The sequence below is a fragment of the Pseudomonas batumici genome, from assembly GCF_036585405.1.
Taxonomy (GTDB): Bacteria; Pseudomonadota; Gammaproteobacteria; order Pseudomonadales; family Pseudomonadaceae; genus Aquipseudomonas; species Aquipseudomonas batumici.
The window spans coordinates 706,977-728,145 of record NZ_CP144470.1 but is presented as its reverse complement, the minus strand read 5'-3'; the positions used below and the strand labels follow the sequence as shown (position 1 = coordinate 728,145).

The following is a 21,169-nucleotide window of genomic DNA, read 5'->3' as shown; positions in this document are numbered from 1 at the left end:
ATGAACATCAGCGCGCCCTTTATCCAGCGCCCGATTGCCACCACCTTGCTGGCGGTCGGCCTGGCGCTGTTCGGTTGGCTGGCGTTCCTGCTGCTGCCAGTGGCGCCGTTGCCGCAAGTGGATTTCCCAACCATCAGCGTACGGGCCTCGCTGCCGGGCGCCGATCCGGAAACCGTGGCCTCTTCGGTGGCGACGCCCCTGGAACGGCATTTCGGACAGATCGCCGGGGTCACCCAGATGACCTCGTCGAGCAGCCTGGGCTCGACCCGCATCAACCTGCAATTCGACCTGAACCGCAATATCGACGGCGCGGCCCGCGACGTCCAGGCGGCCATCAACGCCGCCCGCAACAGCCTGCCCAGCGATTTGTCGGGGAATCCGACCTACCGCAAGGTCAACCCGGCCGACTCGCCGATCATGGTCATCAGCCTGACGTCCGACAGTGCCACGCGGGGCCAGATGTATGACGTGGCCTCGACCTTGCTGGAGCAGAAACTGCTGCAAACCCGTGGGGTCGGCGATGTCACCGTTGGCGGTGGTGCGCTGCCGGCGGTGCGCGTCGAGCTCAACCCGGACCGGCTCAACCATTATGGGGTCAGCCTGGAGCAAGTGCGCGGAGCGATCGCCGCGTCGAACGCCAACCTGCCCAAGGGCGCGCTGTCCATCGGCGATCGCGCCTACGGTATCGGCGCCAACGACATGCTGTTCAAGCCCGAGGACTACGCGCCGCTGGTGGTCAGGCAACGCAACGGCGACGTGGTGCATATCGCCGACCTGGGTTATGTCAGCGAGGCTGTCGAGGACCTGCGCAACTTCGGCCTGGCCAACAGCCGGCCGGCGGTGCTGCTGGTGCTATTCAAGCAGCCGGGGGCCAACGTCATCGAGACGGTGGATGCGGTCAAGGCGTCGTTGCCGTTCCTGCAAAGCTCGATCCCGGCTTCGATCAGGCTCAACATCCTGCTGGACCGCACCACCACCATCCGCGCGTCGCTGCACGATGTGGAAGTCAGCCTGCTGGCATCGATCTTCCTGGTGACCCTGGTGACCTACGGTTTCTTCCGCGACTGGCGCAGCACCCTGGTGCCGGCCATCGTCGTGCCGCTGTCGCTGCTCGGCACCTTTGGCGCCATGTATTTCCTGGGCTACAGCCTGAACAACCTGTCGCTGATGGCGCTGACCATTTCCACCGGGTTCGTGGTGGACGATGCGATCGTGGTCGTGGAAAACATCATGCGCCACCTGGAACGCGGTGAAACCCGGCTGAAGGCGTCGCTGGACGGGGCGCGGGAGGTCGGTTTCACGGTATTGAGCATCAGTGTGTCGCTGATCGCGGTGTTCATCCCCTTGCTGATGATGGGTGGCATCGTCGGGCGGCTGTTCCGCGAGTTCTCCATCACGCTGTCGGTGGCGATCCTGATTTCGATGTTGGTCTCCCTGACCGTGACACCGATGCTGTCCAGCATCCTGTTGCGTCCGAGCCAGGCGACGGACTCGGATCACGAATACCCGGACTCGGGCTTCCATCGGTTCTATGACCGGACCCTGGGCTGGGTCGTCGAGCATTCGGCCTTGATGGGTCTGTTGACCCTGCTGGTCATCGTGCTCGCCGGGGGGCTCTATGTGCTGGTGCCCAAGGGTTTCTTTCCCCAGGAGGACACCGGACGGCTGCAGGGCAGCATCATTGCGCCGCAGAGCATTTCCTATGCCGCGATGCAGTCGGCGTTCAGCGAGATCAACCAGACCGTGTCGAAGAACCCGAATGTCGAAACCGTCGGTGGTTTTATCGGCGGCGGCGGGGGTGGCGGCGCGATCAACAGCGGCCAGATGTTCATCACGCTCAAGCCGGTCGGTGCCCGCAAGGACAGCGCCGAGCAGGTGATCGCCCAGGTGCGCAAGGCCCTGGGCGAGCTGCCGGGGACCCGGTTGTACCTGCAATCGGCCCAGGACATCACCGTCGGCGGCAGGCAGAGCGGGGCGCAGTACCAGTACACCCTGACCGCCGACGACCAGGGCACCCTGGATGAATGGGTGCCCAAGGTCGTCGCCGTGCTGCACACCTTGGCGCAACTGACCGACGTCAACACCGACCAGCAGGACAACAGCCTGCTGGCGAACATCGGCATCAACCGCGATACCGCGGCCCGCCTGGGGGTCAATGTCGGCAACATCGACCAGACCCTCTACGACGCCTTCGGCCAGCGCCAGGTCTCGACCATCTACAAGTCGGCCAACCAGTATCACGTGGTGATGGAAGTGGCGCCGCCATACTGGACCGATCCGTCGGCCCTCAAGTCGATCTATGTCCCGACCGGGCCGGTGAGCTCCAACCAGGCGATAGGCGCCTCGGCACTACCGGCGAAGAGCCCGACGCTGGTGCCACTGTCGGCGCTGTCGGATACCGGTATCCAGCGTACGGCGATTTCCATTGCCCACCAGGGCACCTTTCCGGCGGTGACGGCCTCGTTCAACCTCGCTCCCGGTGTCTCCATCGGCCAGGCCACGGCCCTGGTGGACAACGCCGTGGCCCAGTTGCGCATGCCGGCCAGCGTGGTCGGGCAGTTCGCCGGCACGGCCCAGGTGTTCCAGGAGTCGGTGGCCAACGAACCGCTGCTGATCGTCGCGGCCCTGCTGTCGGTGTATATCGTGCTGGGCATGCTCTACGAGAACCTGACGCACCCGCTGACCATTCTCTCGACCTTACCGTCGGCCGGTGTCGGCGCACTGATCGCCTTGCTGCTGACCGGCACCGAACTGTCGATCATCGCCCTGGTGGGGGTGATCCTGCTGATCGGGATCGTGAAGAAGAACGCGATCATGATGATCGATTTCGCCATTACCGAGCGGGTCCAGCATGGGCGCAGTGCCCGGGAGGCGATTCACCGGGCCTGCCTGATCCGCTTCCGGCCGATCATGATGACCACCCTGGCGGCCACTCTCGGGGCCTTGCCGCTGGTCCTGGGCAGTGGCTACGGTTCGGAGTTGCGCCGGCCGCTGGGGATTTCCATTATCGGCGGGTTGCTGCTCAGCCAATTGCTGACGCTGTACACCACGCCGGTCATCTATCTGTGGCTGGACAACGCTTCCGAGCGGCTGCGCCGGCGCGGCAAGGAGTCTGAATCATGATGAAAGGTCAACGCGGGCCGTGGCTGGTCCTGCTGTTCAGCCTGGGCATGAGCGGCTGCATGGTCGGGCCGGATTACCGGAGGCCGACCATCGAACTGCCGCAGGGCTTCAAGGAAGGCGCGCAATGGCAGCGCGCGGTCGCCAATCCCCAGGGCGCGCTGGACAGCCGGTGGTGGCTGGATTACCACGACCCGGTCCTCAACGAGCTGATGACCCGCGCTGCCCAGGCCAACCAGTCGATTGTCGCCGCCGAGGCGGCTTACCGGCTGGCGCAGGCACAAGTCGCCGCCAGCCGGGCGGGGCTCTGGCCGACGGTGTCCGCCGGGTTGTCCGGCTCCCGTGGGGTGGTTGGCAGCAGTTCCACTGGCAGTGCCACCAGCAGCTCTACCAGCAGCTCCACCAGCAGTGCGTCGGGCACCTCCAGTAAATCGGTCGAACAAACGGTCAGCGCCACCCTCAGCGCCAGTTGGGAGCCGGACCTGTGGGGCCTGGTACGGCGTGGCATCGAATCGAGCCAGGCCACGGCCCAGGCCTCCGATGCGCTGTTGGCCGGGGTCCGCCTGTCCATCGGCGGCAGTGTCGCCAGCAACTACTTCGGCATTCGCCAACTGGACATCGATATCCGTTTGCTCGAGCAGCAACAGCGCATCAATCAGCAACTGCTGGACATGACCCAGACCGAATACACCCAAGGCACCGCTTCCAACGATCAACTGCTGGTGGCCCAGGACCAACTGACCAGCGTGGTCGCCGCCCTGCAGACCTCGCAGCGCTCGCGCGAACAATTCGAGCATGCCCTGGCGGTGCTGGTGGGCGTGGCACCGGCGCAATTCAGCCTGGCCCCCGTCGACAGCTTTGCTTTCAACGTCCCGGCCACCCCCTTGAGCCTGCCGTCGGGACTGTTGCAACGGCGCCCGGACGTGGTGGCTGCCGAGCGTGCGGTGGCGGCGGCCAACGCGAAAATCGGTGTCGCCGAGGCGGCGTTCTATCCCACTCTCGACCTGACGGCCCAGGTCGGTTACCGCAGCAGTGCCCTGGGCGGCCTGTTCTCGGTGCCGAACCGGATCTGGAGCGTCGGCCCGGCGCTGGCCGAAACCCTGTTCGACGCCGGCGCCCGCAAGGCTGCGGTCAGCGAGGCCGAAGCCAGCTACGACCAGCAAGTCGCCAGCTATCGCGGCACGGTGCTCGGTGCCTTGCAGAACGTGGAAGACAACCTCTCGGCGCTCAATCACCTGCAGGCCCAGGCCCAGGCCTTCCGGCAGATCCATCAGCGCAACCAGCAGCTGTTCGGCAGCCAGCAGGCCCAGCAGAAAGCCGGGACGGTCAGCCTGCAGGCCGTGTTGACCCAGCAACTGGTCCTGTTGCAGACCGAGCAGAACCTGCGCGATAGCCAGGGGCAGCTGACCCAGGGCAGCGTGGCCCTGGTCCAGAGCCTGGGCGGCGGATGGCAGGCCACCGGGGACAGCACGGCGCAGCCAGCGCCTGCCAAGTGAGGTAATATCGCTCCCGCGTACGACGTTCACCCGTGTCTGACAAAGGATTGTATGCCCGCCACTGTCTTCTCCCACCGATGGTTTGCGCTCTGTGCGCTGCTCCTGCTTGGCGGTTGCAACCCCGATCGGCCGGCGCCACCCCTCGATCAGCAACTCTATATCTGGCAACGCCAATGGCGACCGGCCCATGAGCAGGCCCTGGCCGAGAGCCGGGCGGATTTCTCGACCTTGCGGGTCCTGGCGCTGCAGGCCCAGCCCAAGGCCGGATGGAGCAGGGCGCGGGTGGATCTGGCGCAGCTCAAGGCCGACGGGCGACCGGTGATTGCGGTGATCCGTCTCGATGGCCAGCTTCCGGCCCTGGACCTGGACCTGGCGCGTGTGCAGATCTCACAACTGCTCGCCGACTGGCGGGCGGGTGGTGTGATGCCGACGGGGGTGGAAATCGACCATGACAGCGGCAGCGCACGCCTGTCGGGCTATACCGATTTCCTGATCAAGCTGCGTGCTCTGTTGCCGCCTTCGTTGAAACTGAGCATCACCGCGTTGCCCGCCTGGCTCGACAGCCCGCAGTTGCCGGCCTTGTTGCAGGCGGTCGACAGCAGCGTGTTGCAGGTCCATGCCGTGAGCAACCCCAGGCTGGGGCTGTTCAATCCCGGGCAGGCCCGGGACTGGGCCGAGCGTTGGGGCCGGGTCAGCGACAAGGCGTTTTATCTGGCGCTGCCGGCCTATGGCATCGCCGTGTTGCCGGACGATGGCGGGGCGCCCGTGGTCGAGAGCGAAGTCGCGCTGAACCGTGGCGGCGAGCGCCGCGAGCTGTTGGCCGATCCGCAGCAACTGGCGACGCTGGCCCGGCAACTGCGGGCCAAGCCGCCCGCGCACCTGGCCGGGCTGATCTGGTTCCGTCTGCCGTTGCCCGGTGATCGCCGGGCCTGGAGCCTGACCACCTTGAGCGCGGTGTCTCGTGGCGAGGCGCTCGCGAGTCAATGGCAGGTTGAACTGTCGGCCCGCGATGGCCTCTACGACATACGCCTGGATAACCTCGGCAACCTCGACCGGCCGCTACCGGCGCGGGTGGAACTCAACGCCGAGCAGTGTGATGGCGTCGACGGGCTCAGTGGCTATACCTTGCGGCAAACCCCGAAGCAGCTCATTTTTACCCGCCAGTCCAGCGCGCGCCTCGCCGCTGGTGGCCAACGTGCGCTCGGCTGGGCGCGCTGTACCCGGATCGATCAAGGAGCTTGGAATGTCTACCCGTAATTGGCCTCGGCACCTGCTGTGCCTGTCCCTCAGCCTGCCGCTCGGATCGGCGCTGGCCTGCGGTCCGGACTTTCCCCTGCGCCTGCTGGAGGATCGCGCCCAGTCCCTGGCCGACTTGCCGGAAACCAACTTCCAGTTCGAGGTCAATCGCCTTGGCGAAGCCGTGGCCGGCCTGAAACCGGCGACCGAGGCTACCCTGACGCCGTACTGGGACAGCGACGACAATACCAAGCCCTATCGCGAGCAGCGCGACAAGGTGGAGGCCAGCGAGCTGCCGGAGAACCTGCGGGCCGAGGTGGCGCGCCTGCGCAGCCTGGCAGACCCGCAACAGGTCGAGACCGAGGGTGCGAGCCTGCCGGCCGAGCTGCGGCTGTACATCGCCGGTGCCGTGGCCTTCCAGTCCGGTGACGCGCAGCGGGCCGTGGACTATTTCCGCCAAGTCCTGGCCTTGCCGGCCGACCAGCGCAAGCTGCGCAGCACCTGGGCCGCGTATTCCCTGGGACGGGCCCTGGTCGCCCTCAGTGCCCAGGCCGAAGCGGGCGTCGATACCCCGGCCGATAGCGCCGCGCCGGTCGTCACCAGCCCGGAGTTGCAAGCCCAGGCCCGGCTCGCGTTCCAGCAGACGCGGGCGTTGAGCGCGGGGGATTTCAGCGATCCACTGGAGCTGGGGATCGCCAGCCTCGGCGAGGAAGCCCGGTTGGCCCTGCTCGACAACGACTGGAACAACGCCATTGCCCTGTACGCCAGTCAGAGTCGGCTGGGGTCGAACAGCGGCCATACCTCGCTCAAACAGGTCGTCGGCGAGTTGGTGAGGTTGCCGGATGAACAGTTGAGCGCTTTGCTCAAGGAGAAAAACGTCCAGGCGTTGTTGACCGCTTACGTGTTGAGCCATGAGCCTCCGCAGTCGGAGCAGCGACTGTTCAAGGTGCTGCTGACCAGCGTCAGCGGCAGCCTGGACAACGCCGATCGCCTGGCCGCCCTGAGTTACCAGAATGGTGACTACGCGGCGGCCAAGACCTTTCTGGAACACGCGGGCGAGGGCGGCCTGGCGTGGTGGGTGCGGGCCAAACTGGCGTTGCGCGACGGCGACAAGGTCCAGGCTGCGGCCGCTTATGCCAAGGCGGCCCAGGCGTTTCCCAAGGACGAGGTCTGGGGCCAGCGGCGTGGTGGCAAGGACTGGCTTCTCGAGACCGTCCAGCCCGGCTGCCGGGTCCTGGGCGAAAGCGCGATCCTGGCGCTGGACCGTGGCGACTACCTGCAAGCCTTCGACCAGCTTTACCGCAGCCAGGACATCTATTGGCTGGATGCCGCGACCGTGGCCGAGCGGGTGCTGACGACCGACGAACTGAAAACCTATGTCGATGCCCATGTTCCCGCACTGACGCCCAAAACCGAAGACAAGGACAAGGACGAGGACAGATACGTTCGGCGCCCGAAGCTACGTGAGCTGCTGGGCCGTCGCCTGCTGCGCGAGGGGCGCTACGATGAAGCGCCGAAGTACTTCGACAGCCCCGAATTGCAGGCCACGGCACGGGACTATGGCCGCGACCGCCAGCAGGCCGTGTCGCGCTGGACCGCCACCGGGCGCGCCGAGGCGCTGTTTGCCGCCGCCACCCTGGCGCGCAAGTCGGGCATGGAAATCCTCGGCTACGAGATGGCGCCGGATTACCGCGCCCTGGACGGTTACTACAGCCTGGGTGAGGCGGACCTGCAACCGGGGCCGTTTCTCGAAGCCGCGGAAATCCAGCGGCAACAGGCCAGCGTGGCCAAGCCCGACCGGCGTTATCACTATCGCTGGGTGGCGGTGGACCTGGCCAACCAGGCCGCCGATCAGTTGCCCCACAGCAGCCAGGCTTTCGCCGCCGTGTTGTGCAAAGCGGCGAGTTGGGTCGCCGGGAGTGACGAGGAAATCCAGCTTTACCAGCGTTATGTCGAGCAAGGTCCGTACGTGAGCTGGGCGGCGAATTTCGGCCGGCAATGCCAGGAACCGGACTTCGACCAGGCCAACAGGCGTTACCTGACCCAGCCGCTCAACAGCGTGCGTTCGGCATTGCGGCCTTACAAGGTGGCGTTGGTCGTGGGAGGGCTGGTGCTATTCGGCGGGTTGGCGGCACTGTGGGTTCGTCGCCGCAAGGCGAAGCTTTGAGGCAAGTTGGGCCAGGGCGTGCTATTGCTTAGGGATACATCGCCTTGATCCTTTCATGAGGTGGGGGGCGCTGGAGCTTCATGTCCTGCCCACAGAACCAAGAGGTGACGATATGCCAGTCAAGCACGATTTGCTCGCGGACCTGAAGTTGAACAAAGAGGAGCTGGCGCAGCACAGGAGCAAGGATCCCAGGCTCCATCAACTGCTTGATCAGTACGATAACGTCGACAAGGAAGTGCTGGCGGCCGAGTCGGCCCTGGCGGCGGATGGTCCATTGAGAACACTGAAGGAGCGGCGGCTGAAAGTGAAGAAACAGATCGTCGAGCGTCTCAGGGGTCTTTGACTAAATAGCTTCCTCCCTTGTAGATTCCGGCTTGCCGGCAATGAGGCCCTTGAGCCTCGCGGCGTTCATCCGGACGCCATCGCCAGCAAGCCGGCTCCCACACGTCCCAGTTTCACCTCAAGCGACCACCATGCCCGAAACCCTGCGACCTCTTGCCCGTCATTCCCTCATCGCCGGCCTGCTGCTCGGCTGCCTCGCCGGACAGGCCGCCTGGGCTGCACCGATCAAGCCCAAGGTCATGCTCATCACCATGTTCGCGCCCGAAGCCCAGGCCTGGATCGAGCGCCTGGCCCTCAAGCGCGAAATCCCGCTGCCGGGCCTCAGCGCCGAATACCCGAACATTCGCTGCAATGACCAGGACACCTGCCTGCTGGTGACCGGCATGGGCCAGACCAACGCCACGGCCTCGACCCTGGCCCTGGCATTGTCGCCGCAGTTCGACCTGCGCCAGTCGTATTTCCTGATTGCCGGGATCGCCGGGATCAACCCGCATCAAGGCACTATCGGCACGGCGGCCTGGGCCCACTACCTGGTGGAGTTCGGCACCCAATGGGAACTGGATTCGCGGGATGCGCCGAAAGACTGGCCCACCGGCTACATCGGCATCAACACCCGCGGGCCGAACGAGAAGCCGCCGCTGGACTACAAGACAGAAGTGTTCGAGCTCAACCCCAGGCTGCAGGCCAAGGCCTTTGCCTTGTCCCATCAGGTGGTCTTGAGCGAGAGCAAGGAGTCAGCCGCCTGGCGCGTCAAATACCCTTATGCGCCGGCCAACCAGCCGCCGGTGGTGACCCGCTGCGACACGCTGGCGGGCAATACCTGGTTTTCCGGGACGCGCCTGAGCGAACGGGCCGAGGTCTGGACTCGCCTGCTGACGGACAACAAGGGCGTCTACTGCACCACCCAGCAGGAAGACAACTCCACCTACGAGGCCTTGCTCCGGGCGAGCAAGGCCGGGCGAGTGGACATCAACCGCCTGGCGGTGGTGCGGGCCGGCTCGGATTTCGACCGGCCTTATCCGGGCTACAGCGAAGTCGACAACCTGCTCAAGTACGCCGACCAGGGCGGTTTTGTCCCGGCCCTGGAGAACCTGTACCGGGCGGGCAATCCGTTGGTGCAGGCGATCCTCGGTGACTGGAAGGCGTGGGAGCAGGGCGTTCCCGAGCACTGAGTGGTTCGCGCCGGTGATAAGCTGGGCGCCCCATCGATCGCCCGGAGATTCCCGACATGCTCAAACCCCTGGCCCTGGCCTTGCTGCTGGCCTGCACGGCGTCGGCGGCAGAGGCCGAACTGCTCGCCGATATGCCGCTGACCTACCAGGAGCAGGCCAGTGCCGATACCCGTGACCAGCCGTTGGTGATCTTCCTGCATGGCTACGGCAGCAACGAGGACGATCTGTTCGGGATCAAGGACGACTTGCCGGCCAACTACACCGTGCTCTCGGTGCGTGGACGCCTGGAGCTGGACCTGGGCGCCTACCAGTGGTACCGCAAGAAGAGCGGGGTGGCGCAATCCGACGGCGACAGCGACGACCTGCGCCAGAGCGCCGAGGCCATCACCGATTTTGTCACCCGGGTCACCGAGAAATACCACACCCAGCCCGACAAGGTGTTCCTGGTGGGGTTCAGCCAGGGGGCGATGATGACCTATGAGGTCGCGCTACGGCATCCCGAGGTGCTGCGCGGGATCGCTGCCCTCAGTGGACGTGTGCTGCCGCTGCTGCGTTCGGAACTCAAGGACGGGTCGAAGTACGCCGCGCTGAAGGTCTTCATCGGCCATGGCACCGCTGATCCGCAGGTGCCTTATGTCGGTGCGACCGAAGCATTGGGCGTGTTGAAAGGGGTGTCCATCGCGCCGCAGTTTCATTCCTATCCCGGTGTTGGCCACACCATCAGCGCCACGGAAGTCACCGACCTGAAAAACTGGATCAGTGCCTCGTTGCCGCGCTGACAGCCTGCTGTTTTGCCAACGGCACTTGTTACCCGGGTACTTTACTTCACCCCTTTGGCGCGTCACTGCGCGTTTTTGTAGCACTCAGCCGTCACACCATCCCCTCCCGGAAACACCTGTTTCTGGCAAAAGCCTATTTCCATCAATCCCTTGGATGCATTTCCAAGGGACTGGCACGACTTATGCTTTTTTGTATCCATGGATAATTGGATACAAAAAGACAAAGGTGCTTCCCCATGCAATTCGTCCCGCTTACGCTGAACGTCAGCCCCAGACTGCCGAGGAAGAGGCTTATACCTTTGTGCTGGAAGCGATCTGCTGCGGTCGCTACCGCAAAGGCGACCGGTTGATTGCCGAGGACATCGCCAGCGAGATCGGCATGAGTCGCATGCCCGTGCGTGAAGCCTTTCGCCGCCTGGACGCGCAGGGCCTGGTGACCCTGAGACCCAATCGCGGGGCCATTGTCAGCGGCCTGGAGTTCGACGAGCTGCAGGAAGTCTTCGATATGCGCGGCGCCCTCGAAGGCCTGGCGATCCGCGTGGCCGTGCCAAGGATCGGCGAGCGCCAGTTGGCGGCCCTGGAGCGCATGCTCGACGAAATGGATGACTACCGCGACGAAAGCGCCGAGTGGGTCAGCCGGCACCGGGCCTTCCATGAATTCCTGTGCTGCCTCAGTGGTCGGCCGCGGCTGGTGAAGCAGATATCGGCCCTGTATTCGCTGATCGAGGCGCCCATGCGCCTATGGCTGCAACACAGCGAAAAGCCCTTGAGCGCACGGGAGGAGCACGCGGTGATCCTCGATGCTATCCGCTCGGGTGATGCCGAGCGGGCCGAAGCCGTGGTGCGCCAACACATCGAGGGCACGGTGCCCGCGCTGATCAGCTTTCTGCAATCGGAAAAATAGAACCGGACTCGAGTCCGGCCGTGTTTTGACTTTGAGTACTGCCCCCGTTACTGACGAACTGGAGTGTCTGGTCATGCATAAACGCCGTGTGTTGCTTGCCGCTGTATCCCTGGGGCTCCTGGTACAGGGGGCGGTTGCGGCGCCCCAGGTGCCGGAGCGCTTGCAGAAGGTCGAGAAACTGACCTATTGCTCGGGCATGGATTCACCCCCGCTGGTGTCGTTCGACGAGGCCCAGAAACCGAAGGGCCTGACCGTCGACCTGGGCCTGGAAATCGCCAAGCGCCTGGACAACAAGGCGGTGCAATGGCGGGTGATTCCCTTTTCCGGGTTGTTGCCGGCGCTACTGGCCCAACAATGCGACATGATCGTCGACCAACTGTTCGACAAACCCGAACGCCGGCAAGTGATCGACATCGTCAACTACATGTATTCCAGCCAGTCGGTGGTGGTACCCAAGGGCAATCCCAAGCACATTTCGACCCTGGAGAATCTTTCCGGGCACAAGGTCGCGGTGCTCAACGGCTCGACGATCAAGACCTTGCTCGACGCCGAGAACGAAACCCTGGTCAAGGCCGGCAAGACGCCGATGAAACTGGTGGTCTACAACACCGATACCGATGCCTTTCAAGCCCTGCGCATCAGCCAGGTGGACGCCTACGGGACCACAGTGGAAACCGCCGGTTACTACGCCGCCATGGCGCCCGATCTGTTCGAGGAGGGCGTGCCGGCCTTCAGCCGGATTCTCACGGGCCTGGGGATGCGCAAGGACGATCCGCAACTGACCCGGGCCGTGCAGCAGATCGTCAGTGACATGCGCAGCGACGGCAGCTACGCCCGGCTGCTGGGCAAATGGCATGTGGCCAGCGATACACTCGACTGAGGCGGGCACTTGATGAATTTCAATTGGGACGTGTTCTGGCAGTACCTGTTGCAGCCCAGCGGGGTGTACCTCACCGGGCTCTGGCTGACCTGCCTGATCAGTGTGCTGGCGATGTCGCTGGGCTGTGTGCTGGGGTTGGCCGCGGCGCTGCTGCGCCTGTCGAACAACCCCCTGTTCAACCTGCCGGTACGGTTTTACGTGTGGTTGATGCGCGGCACGCCGCTGCTGGTGCAGATCGTCTTTCTCTACACCGCGCTGGCCGCCGGCGGGATCTTTCGCTTCGAGGACCTGGAGTTGTTCGGCCTGGTGGTGCCGGGCAATATCCAGGCGGCGATCATCGCCCTGGGCCTGAACGAAGGTGCCTACATGGCCGAGATCATCCGTGCCGGGATCGGTGCCGTGGACAAAGGGCAGTACGAGGCCGGGCGCTCGTTGGGCATGACCTTCGGCAAGCTGATGCGGCGCATCGTCCTGCCCCAGGCCTTCCGGGTGATCGTGCCGCCGCTGGGCAACGAGTTCAACGTGATGCTCAAGAACACCACGCTGGTCAGCGTGATCGGCGTGCAGGAACTGTTGCTGAGTACGCAGATGGTCACCTCGGCGACGTTCCGGGTGTTCGAACTGTACCTGGTGGTGGCGATCTATTTCCTGCTCTTGACCACGCTCTGGGGCTTCTTCCAGCGCTGGCTGGAGGCGCGTTTCGGCCAGTCCGACCGACCTGCGCCGCCAACCGCCGGCAGTCGTCTGTTCGGTCGTGGCACCCTGAAAATGCTGAGGGGACGTTAAGCATGGCGCACAAGACTGAAGAACTGATCATCGAGGCCCTGGACATTCACAAGTCCTTCGGCTCCTTGCAGATTCTCAAGGGGATTTCCCTGCAGGTGCGGCGTGGTGAAGTGGTGGTGCTGATCGGCGCCTCGGGGTCGGGCAAGACCACCTTCATCCGCTGCATCAACCTGCTGGAAGACATCCAGGGTGGGCGCATTCGTGTCAACGGCCGGGCCATGGGTTACCACGAGCGCGCCGACGGCAGCCTGGTGCGTGACTCCGAGCGCAACATCGCCCGCCAGCGCCGGGACATCGGCATGGTCTTCCAGCGCTTCAACCTGTTCCCGCACATGACTGCCCTGGAAAACATCATCGAAGCGCCCATCCAGGTGCTCGGCGTGCCGCGGGCCGAGGCGTTGGAGCAGGCCCGGGCCTTGCTCGCCCGGGTCGGCCTGGCGGACAAGGCCGCGCATTACCCGTCGATGCTCTCCGGCGGCCAGCAGCAGCGGGTGGCGATTGCCCGGGCCTTGGCGATGAAACCCCAGGCCATGCTGTTCGACGAGCCCACCAGCGCCCTGGACCCGGAAACCGTCGGTGAGGTGTTGCAGGTGATGAAGCAGTTGGCCGAGGAGGGCATGACCATGGTGGTGGTCACCCACGAGATGGGCTTTGCCCGGGAAGTCGCCGACCGTGTCGTGGTCCTCGACCAGGGCGAACTGATCGAGCAGGGGCCACCGGAGCAGATTTTCAGTCGGCCTGTGCACCCGCGTACCCAGGCCTTTCTCAGTCGCGTGTTGTAAGCGGGCCGCCGGTCGGTTGCCCTGATCCGATGCCTGATGGCCCGGGAATGGACCCGACCCCCATCCGGCCAACGATTTCTTGTTTGGAAGAACCTTTGCCATGTTGAAATTTTCTGCCCACGAATACCCTTATCCGTCACAACGCCAGAGCGTCTTTGCCCGCCGTGGCATGGTGTCGGCTTCGCAACCCCTGGCCGCCGAGGCTGGCATCGAGATCATGCGCAAGGGCGGCAACGCCATCGATGCCGCCATCGCCACGGCGGCGGCGCTGACGGTGGTCGAACCCACCGGCTGCGGCATCGGCGGCGACGCCTTCGCGCTGGTCTGGTGCAAGGGCCAACTGCACGGCCTCAACGGCAACGGCCAGGCCCCGGCAGCCCTGAACATCGACGCGGTCAAGGCGGCGGGGCACGCGCGGATGCCGCTCCTGGGCTGGACGCCGGTGACCGTGCCGGGCTGCCCGTCGGCCTGGGCCGAGCTGTCGAAACGCTTTGGCAAGTTGCCCTTTGCCGAGCTGTTGCAACCGGCCATCAGCCTGGCGCGGGAGGGCTTTCCGGTATCCCCGGTGGTGGCTCTCCAATGGCAGCGTGCACTCGAAGAATTCAGCCCCCACCGCGACGCCGTGCTCGACCCCTGGTTCGAGACGTTCCTGATCGAAGGCCGGGCACCGCGGGCCGGTGAGCTGTTCCGCAACCCGGCCCAGGCCCGGACCCTGGAAGAGCTGGCCGCCACGGCCTGCGAAAGCTTCTATCGCGGCGAACTGGCTGCGCGCCTGGATGCCCATTCCCGAGCCACCGGCGGTTACCTGCGGGGCAGCGATCTGCAAGGTTATCGGGCGCAGTGGGTCGAACCGATCCACATCAACTACCGGGGCTATGACGTCTGGGAGATCCCACCGAGTGGCCAGGGCCTGGTGGTGCTGATGGCGCTGAAGATCCTCGAGGGTTTCAGTTTCGACCATCGCGACAGCCAGCAGACCTGGCACCGCCAGCTGGAAGCCATGAAGCTGGCCTATAGCGACGGCCTGCACCATATCACCGACCCGTTGCACATGCGGGTGGCGGTCGCCGACCTGCTCAGCGACGACTACAGCCGCCGCCGGCGCGGGCAGATCGGCGAGCAGGCGCAGCCGCCCGCGCCCGGCGATCCCCATGCAAGCGGCACGGTCTACCTGGCGAGCGCCGATGCCGAAGGCAACATGGTCTCGTTTATCCAGAGCAACTACCACGGCTTTGGTTCCGGCGTGGTGCTGCCCGACAGTGGTATCGCCCTGCAGAACCGCGGGGAGGAGTTCAGCCTCGATCCGAGCCACGCCAACTGCCTGGTGCCCGGCAAGAAGACCTTCCACACCATCATTCCCGGCTTTCTCAGCCAGGGCGGTGAACCTCTTGGACCGTTCGGCGTGATGGGCGGCTACATGCAGCCCCAGGGCCATGTGCAGATGGTGATGAACCTGGTGGACTTCGGCCTCAATCCCCAGGCCGCCCTGGATGCGCCGCGCTGGCAGTGGCTGGGGGAGATGAAGGTCGGCATCGAGCAGGGCGCCTCGCGGGACCTGGCGGCGGCCCTGGCGCGGCGCGGCCATCAGGTGCAGATCGCCTGCGACCTGACCACCTATGGCCGTGGCCAGATCATCCTGCGCGACCCGTCGAGTGGTGTGCTGTGTGGCGGCACCGAGCCCCGTGCCGATTCCCATATCGCCGTGTGGTAACCAGTGGTTAAATCCGCAAGAGGCGGCAGACGCGGGAGGTAGGCCGGCTGCAGAGACTCGATCCTTGTGCGGAGGAACCGGATGGACAGGCTGGCGGCGATGGAAACCTTTGTCTGCGTGGTCGAGACGGGTTCGTTCTCGGCGGCCGCCAGACGGCTCGACGTTGGCCAGCCTGCCGTGTCCAAGACCGTCGCCCAACTGGAGGCGCGCCTGGGTACGCGACTGCTGTTGCGCTCGACCCGTGGGTTGACGCCGACCGAAGCCGGGGCGGCGTTCTTCGAGCGCGCCAAACGCGCCATCGAAGAAGCCGATGAAGCGGAACTGGCCGCCCGGGGCGCCGGTGCCGGACTCAGGGGCACCCTGCGTGTCTGTGCCGCCGTGACCTTTGCGCGGCTGCATATCCTGCCGCACCTGGCGGGTTTTCTGGCCTTGCACCCGGATCTGGATATCGATGTCGTGCTCGATGATCGCAACGTCAACCTGATCGAGGAAGGCATCGACGTGGCCTTGCGCATGGGCGAGTTGAGCGACTCCGGGCTGACGGCGCGCAAGATCGGCGAGTGCCGGCGGATGGTGCTGGGGACGCCGGCGTATTTCGAGCGCCAGGGCGAGCCGACGTCACCGGCGCAGTTGGTGGACCATCAGGCGGTGATTTATTCGCAGAGCGGCGGTGGCAGTCATTGGGTGTTCAGACGCAGCGGCAGCGAGCAGGCGGTCAACGTGTCGGGGCGGGTGCGGGTGTCCGCCGCGGAAGGGGTGCGAACCGCCGTGCTCACGCACCTGGGGCTGACCCTGTCTTCAGAATGGATGTTCGCCCCGGAACTGGCCAGTGGCGAGGTCCGTCAGGTCCTGCAGGACTGGCAACTGCCGGGCCTGGACTTGTGGGCGGTGTTTCCCAGTGGCCGCCTGGCCAGCACCAAGGCCCGGGCGTTTGTCGCCTACGTCGAGCAATTGCTGGCGAGCGGTTGAGGCCGCCACCGAAGTGGCGGCCTTGCCTTAACCGCGCAACGCGGGCAGCAATTCCGAAGGATCCGGGCGCTGGGTGTAGTCCGGATTGACCTCCGCGTAGAGGAGGGTGCCGTCCTGGGCAATCACGAAGCGTCCTGGCATGGGCAGGGTCCAGCTGGGGTCGTCGTTGAATGTCGGCAGGTCGTTGCCGAAACCTTTGTACAGCTCGATCAGGTAGTCCGGCAGTTCGAAGCGCAGACCGAACGCCGCGGCGACCTCGTTGCGGGTATCGCTGAGGATCGGAAAGGTCAGCTGGTTCTGGCGAACCGACTTGCGGCTGTTGGCCTTGACCTGTGGGGAGATCGCCACCAGGTTCGCGCCCAGTTCCCGGAAGGACGGCAGCGCTTGCTCAAGGGCCTGCAGCTCCATGTTGCAGTAAGGGCACCATACGCCCCGGTAGAAGCTCACCACCAGAGGCCCCCGGGACAAGAGTTCGGCGGATGAAACCGGCTGGCCGTCCGGATCGTTCAGGGTGAAGGCCGGGGCCTGGTCGCCGACTTTCAGCGCGCGTTCGGCCAGGCCGCTGGCGATCAGTTCGTCGGTGGCACGCTTCATCACCGCGTGAACGTGCGGCGGTGCGTTGTAAGGCGGTTTGCCGCTGACGAAGTCGGTTTTGAAGGCATCGAGTTTTGCTTGAAGTGTCATGATCGTTTCCTGATGAGTCCTGGAGAGGGGCTGTTCAATCGCCAGGTCATGGTCACAGGCCGGCCATGGGCTCGGTAGAGAGACCGCCGGCATAGCTCCTATTCTTGCCGGGAATGCCGGATAATCACCTCCGGCGTGCGGCCATCCGGTCGTGGTACACCTGACCTCGCGGAGTCTTGAATGGTCTTGCCGGAATCGTCGCTGCACACTGAAACCAAGGTTCGCTCCAGAATCCGCTCATTGTTCGCGCTTTCCTTCGTGGTGATTCTCACCGGCATTGGCGCAGGACTGGGCGGCATGCTGCTGGCGATGTTGTTGCACGGCATCCAGCACCTGGCATATGGCTACGGGCAGGACAGCCTCACCAGCCATGAAAGTTTCCTGATCGGCGTGAGCAGCGCCTCGCCTTCGCGGCGGATCCTGGCTTTGACGCTATGCGGCTTGGTGGCCGGCCTGGGCTGGTGGGCGATCTATCGGTTCGGGCGTCCGCTGGTCGGTATCAAGAAAGCCGTGTCCCCCGACGGGCCGGCGATGCCCGTCAAGACCACGCTGTGTCATGCGCCCCTGCAGATCATTACCGTGGCCCTGGGCTCGCCGCTGGGGCGTGAAGTCGCACCGCGCGAGGTCGGCGCCCTGGTGGCGGCCTGGTTATCGCGCAAGGCGCAGCTGGCTCCCGATACCCATCGATTACTGATTGCCTGCGGGGCAGGGGCCGGGTTGGCAGCGGTCTATAACGTGCCGTTGGGCGGCGCGATGTTTGTCCTGGAAGGGCTGGTGGGCGTTTTCAGCTGGCCGGCGGCGATCATGGCGCTGGCGACTTCGGCCATTGGCGCCGCCGTGGCGTGGGTCGGACTGGGGGCGCAGGTGCAGTACGTGGTGCCGAGCCTGGCACTGACGCCGGGGCTGCTCGCCTGGGCGCTGATTGCCGGGCCGTTCTTCGGCCTGGCCGCCCATGGCTTCGTGCAACTGACGGGGCGTGCCCGGATAAATGCCGCTCGCGGCTGGCGGTTGCCGGTATTGTCCTTGATCAATTTCACTTTGGTTGGCTGCGTGGCGGTCTATCTGCCCCAGGTGCTGGGCAACGGCAAGGGGCCGGCGCAGTTGGGTTTTGACAATGAATTGACCCTGGGGCTGGCCGCCGCCTTGTTGCTGGCCAAGGTGCTGGTGACCAGCAGCAGCTTGCGTGCGGGAGCCGAAGGCGGGCTGCTGACGCCCGCCCTGGCGATCGGCGCGCTGATGGCGATTCTCCTGGGCGGTTTATGGAGCCTGGCCTGGCCCGGTATAGAGCTGGGGGCCTTTGCCATCGTCGGCGCGGCGGCGTTCCTGGCGGCGTCCATGAGCATGCCGATCACCGCCATTGTGCTGGTGGCGGAGTTCACCCGGATCGATCACGATTTCCTGGTGCCGATCATCCTCGCGGTGGTGGGCTCGGTCTGCATGAGTCGTTTGTGTGAGGTGGTTGGCGGCGTAAAGCGCTGAGAGCCCCGTCCCAAGCGTCGACCGGCTGCTCCTACAGGTCCTGGTTGTCCGGGAGACCAGCCACTGGCCGCAAGCCGCTGGCGAGGATCTTGCTGGCTCTCTTGGCCTTGGCAAGACCGTCACGGTCGCCGTTCAACAGGCCTTGCAGCGCCCCGGCACACAGCCTGGACTGGAAGTCGTCACGCCCGGCGAACTGCTTGTGCAGCAACTCGACCCCTTGCAGGGCCATGGCCAGGATGGCCTCGACACCGCCCGGGCCCTGGATGGAGCTGGTCATCACATGCCACAGGGCCTTCTTGTACTGGCTCTGGGTGTGGATGGCGGTGATATCGACGCCGCTACCGGCAAAGACTTTCTCCAGCAGTTCACGCACGGCGTCGTCCTGGGGAAAGGGCTCGCCGCAGTCATCCTCGAAGACCAGGCCCTTGGCCGTGAGCGTGACCCCCGTGCTGTGCTCCGTCATGCTGGCTCCTTGTCGATCACGGCAGATTCAGCAGTTTGCAGGCAAGTTCGGGATCAGACAAATGAAAGCGCAGGGAAAAGTGCTACTCGTCATGACCGTTCAATAATTGCAGGCAGCGCTGCAGCACCCCTGATACGTCGCCCGCCCGGTAACTGACCACGATCGGCGAGGTGATGCTGCTGTCCTGCAACGACGTATAGCCGATGTCATCCCGGTGCAGGCGCTGGACCGACGCCGGCACCAGGGCGATGCCGACCCCGGCTGCCACCAGGCCGATGGCGGTCTGCAGTTCGTTGGCCATCTGCGCCACGTGGATACTCAGGCCATGCCCGGCAAACACCCCCAGTACGTGGTCGGCATAACTGGGACGCGGGCTGGCGGGGTAGAGGATAAACGGCTGGGTGGCCAATTCTTCCAGGCTGACCGCTTGTCCGAGCAGCGGGTGCCCGGCCGGCAAGGCCGCGACCAGGGGGTCTTGCCTGAGGACTTTCTGCACGATGGCCGGGTCATCGAACAGCATCCGGCCGAAACCGATGTCGATACGCCCGCTTTTCAGCGCGTCCAGTTGCTGCAGGGTGATCAGTTCCGACAGGCCCAGTTCGATATCGCCAAGGCTGCGCAGGCGGCGGATCAGGTCGGGCAGGGCGCCGTAGAGGGTCGATGGCGCAAAGCCGATGCCCAGCCAGCGCTTGTGGCCGGCGGCCACGCGACGGGTGTCGGCGCAGACCCGCTCAAGCTGTTCGAGCAGTTGGCTGGAGTGCTCCTGGAAAAACCGTCCCGCTTCGGTCAAGCGCAACGGCCGCGAGCGCTCCAGCAGCGGGACCCCCAGCTCATCCTCCAATTGCTGGATCTGCCGGCTGAGGGGCGGCTGGGCGATGTTCAACTGCTCGGCCGCGCGGGTGAAATTCAAGGTCTGTGCGAGCACCTTGAAATAGCGTAAATGACGAAGCTCCACGATACCTCCTGGGTATGAAGCGAGACTTATTCAATATTGGACCGTCGCCTGCTTGAGCGTCAATCTTGGCCTGAAGACAAACAACATGCAGACGGATACGCCATGAGCGCTGTAACGATCGAACACTTCGATACCCAGATTGTCGATTTGCCCACCATTCGCCCGCACAAACTGGCGATGCACACCATGCATGGCCAGACGCTGGTAATCCTGCGCATCCGTTGCAGCGACGGCACCGTCGGCATCGGCGAGGCCACCACCATTGGCGGCCTGGCGTACGCCGGGGAAAGCCCGGAAAGCATCAAGGTCAACCTCGATACCTGGTTCGCACCGCTGCTGATCGGTCAGGATGCCAGCAATGTCAATGCCGCCATGCAGCGGGTCGACCGTGCCATTCGCGGCAACACCTTCGCCCGCTCGGCGGTGGAGACCGCCTTGCTCGATGCCCAGGGCAAACGCCTGGGGCTACCGCTGGCCGAACTGCTCGGCGGCCGGTTGCGCGACGGGGTGGAAGTGGCCTGGACCCTGGCCAGCGGCGACACCGCCAAGGACATCGATGAAGCCGAACGCATGCTCGACCTGCGCCGCCATCGTCATTTCAAACTCAAGATCGGTGCCGGCGAACCGGCCCGCGACATCGCCCATGTCGCGGCGATCAAGCGCGCCCTGGGCGACCGTGCCAGCGTGCGCGTGGACGTCAACCAGGCTTGGAGCGAGGCCGTTGCGGTGAACGCCTGCCGCCAACTGGCCGATGCCGGGGTCGAACTGGTCGAGCAGCCGCTGTCCCGCCATGACCGGGCCGGCATGGTCCGCCTGAGTGCCCACAGCCCAATCCCGCTGATGGCCGATGAGGCCATCGAGTCGGTGCAGGACAGCTTTGCCCTGGCGCAAATGGGCGCCGCCAGCATTTTCGCCTTGAAGATCGCCAAGACCGGCGGCCCGCGGGCCGTGCTGCGTACCGCGGCGATTGCCGAGGCCGCGGGCATCGGCCTGTACGGCGGGACCATGCTCGAAGGCAGTATCGGCACCCTGGCGGCCGCGCACGCCTTCGCCACCCTCGACAAGCTGGAGTGGCACACCGAACTGTTCGGCCCGCTGCTGCTGACCGAAGACATTCTGCTCGAGCCACCGCTCTATCGTGATTTCCAACTGCTGATCCCGCGCGCTCCCGGACTGGGCCTGGCGCTCGACGAAGAACGCCTGGCGCGCTTTGCCCGCCATTGACTCCCTGAACCGAGAGGACC

Annotated in this window: 18 protein-coding genes; 15 read left to right on the top strand and 3 right to left on the bottom strand. The window is 65.0% G+C overall.

Annotated features, from left to right (window positions below):
• From NUH87_RS02950 to NUH87_RS02890, 13 genes are all read left to right on the top strand, one after another.
• Positions 1 to 3,123, top strand: coding sequence for an efflux RND transporter permease subunit (locus NUH87_RS02950; protein WP_338524651.1), 3,123 nt, complete (start codon positions 1 to 3; stop codon positions 3,121 to 3,123).
• Positions 3,120 to 4,616: an efflux transporter outer membrane subunit gene (locus NUH87_RS02945; protein ID WP_338524650.1), complete on the top strand. Its 1,497-nt coding sequence runs from the start codon at positions 3,120 to 3,122 to the stop codon at positions 4,614 to 4,616. The genes NUH87_RS02950 and NUH87_RS02945 overlap by 4 nt, the downstream gene beginning before the upstream one ends.
• A gap of 51 nt (positions 4,617 to 4,667) precedes the next feature.
• Positions 4,668 to 5,873, top strand: coding sequence for a DUF3142 domain-containing protein (locus NUH87_RS02940; RefSeq protein WP_338524649.1), 1,206 nt, complete (start codon positions 4,668 to 4,670; stop codon positions 5,871 to 5,873).
• Positions 5,860 to 8,019: a hypothetical protein gene (locus tag NUH87_RS02935; RefSeq protein WP_338524648.1), complete on the top strand. Its 2,160-nt coding sequence runs from the start codon at positions 5,860 to 5,862 to the stop codon at positions 8,017 to 8,019. Before NUH87_RS02940 ends, NUH87_RS02935 begins: the two co-directional genes overlap by 14 nt.
• Before the next feature lie 112 nt (positions 8,020 to 8,131).
• A complete protein-coding gene (locus NUH87_RS02930; RefSeq protein ID WP_040067856.1) occupies positions 8,132 to 8,362 on the top strand; it encodes a hypothetical protein in 231 nt (76 codons plus the stop codon).
• Positions 8,363 to 8,492: 130 nt separating this feature from the next.
• A complete protein-coding gene (locus tag NUH87_RS02925; RefSeq protein ID WP_338524647.1) occupies positions 8,493 to 9,533 on the top strand; it encodes a purine nucleoside permease in 1,041 nt (346 codons plus the stop codon).
• Positions 9,534 to 9,589: 56 nt separating this feature from the next.
• Positions 9,590 to 10,312, top strand: a complete 723-nt coding sequence (locus NUH87_RS02920; protein WP_338524646.1) for an alpha/beta hydrolase — start codon at positions 9,590 to 9,592, stop codon at positions 10,310 to 10,312.
• A gap of 226 nt (positions 10,313 to 10,538) precedes the next feature.
• Entirely contained in the window at positions 10,539 to 11,216 is a 678-nt protein-coding gene (locus tag NUH87_RS02915; protein WP_338524645.1) for a GntR family transcriptional regulator, read from the top strand.
• 73 nt (positions 11,217 to 11,289) lie between these two features.
• Entirely contained in the window at positions 11,290 to 12,096 is an 807-nt protein-coding gene (locus tag NUH87_RS02910) for an ABC transporter substrate-binding protein (protein ID WP_338524644.1), read from the top strand.
• Positions 12,097 to 12,108: 12 nt separating this feature from the next.
• Complete coding sequence (locus NUH87_RS02905; protein ID WP_338524643.1) at positions 12,109 to 12,882, top strand: amino acid ABC transporter permease; 774 nt, start codon at positions 12,109 to 12,111, stop codon at positions 12,880 to 12,882.
• 2 nt (positions 12,883 to 12,884) lie between these two features.
• Positions 12,885 to 13,664, top strand: a complete 780-nt coding sequence (locus NUH87_RS02900; protein WP_338524642.1) for an amino acid ABC transporter ATP-binding protein — start codon at positions 12,885 to 12,887, stop codon at positions 13,662 to 13,664.
• Between the two features lie 100 nt (positions 13,665 to 13,764).
• Complete coding sequence (locus NUH87_RS02895) at positions 13,765 to 15,375, top strand: gamma-glutamyltransferase family protein (RefSeq protein WP_338524641.1); 1,611 nt, start codon at positions 13,765 to 13,767, stop codon at positions 15,373 to 15,375.
• Between the two features lie 81 nt (positions 15,376 to 15,456).
• Entirely contained in the window at positions 15,457 to 16,344 is an 888-nt protein-coding gene (locus NUH87_RS02890) for a LysR family transcriptional regulator (RefSeq protein ID WP_338524640.1), read from the top strand.
• A gap of 27 nt (positions 16,345 to 16,371) precedes the next feature.
• On the opposite strand, the gene NUH87_RS02885 is transcribed toward NUH87_RS02890, so the two are convergent.
• Positions 16,372 to 17,028: a peroxiredoxin-like family protein gene (locus NUH87_RS02885; RefSeq protein ID WP_338524639.1), complete on the bottom strand. Its 657-nt coding sequence runs from the start codon at positions 17,026 to 17,028 to the stop codon at positions 16,372 to 16,374.
• A gap of 180 nt (positions 17,029 to 17,208) precedes the next feature.
• Here NUH87_RS02885 and NUH87_RS02880 point away from each other — a divergent pair, with 180 nt between their 5' ends.
• Positions 17,209 to 18,507, top strand: a complete 1,299-nt coding sequence (locus NUH87_RS02880) for a chloride channel protein (RefSeq protein WP_338524638.1) — start codon at positions 17,209 to 17,211, stop codon at positions 18,505 to 18,507.
• A 31-nt stretch (positions 18,508 to 18,538) separates the two neighbouring features.
• Here NUH87_RS02880 and NUH87_RS02875 read toward each other — a convergent pair whose 3' ends face one another.
• Both NUH87_RS02875 and NUH87_RS02870 read right to left on the bottom strand, forming a co-directional pair.
• Positions 18,539 to 18,970, bottom strand: a complete 432-nt coding sequence (locus tag NUH87_RS02875; protein ID WP_338524637.1) for a hypothetical protein — start codon at positions 18,968 to 18,970, stop codon at positions 18,539 to 18,541.
• Positions 18,971 to 19,052: 82 nt separating this feature from the next.
• Positions 19,053 to 19,925, bottom strand: a complete 873-nt coding sequence (locus NUH87_RS02870) for a LysR family transcriptional regulator (RefSeq protein WP_338524636.1) — start codon at positions 19,923 to 19,925, stop codon at positions 19,053 to 19,055.
• Positions 19,926 to 20,027: 102 nt separating this feature from the next.
• Here NUH87_RS02870 and NUH87_RS02865 point away from each other — a divergent pair, with 102 nt between their 5' ends.
• Positions 20,028 to 21,149 (top strand): muconate cycloisomerase family protein, encoded by a 1,122-nt coding sequence (locus NUH87_RS02865; protein WP_338524635.1) that lies wholly within the window; start codon positions 20,028 to 20,030, stop codon positions 21,147 to 21,149.
• Positions 21,150 to 21,169: the final 20 nt, after the last annotated feature.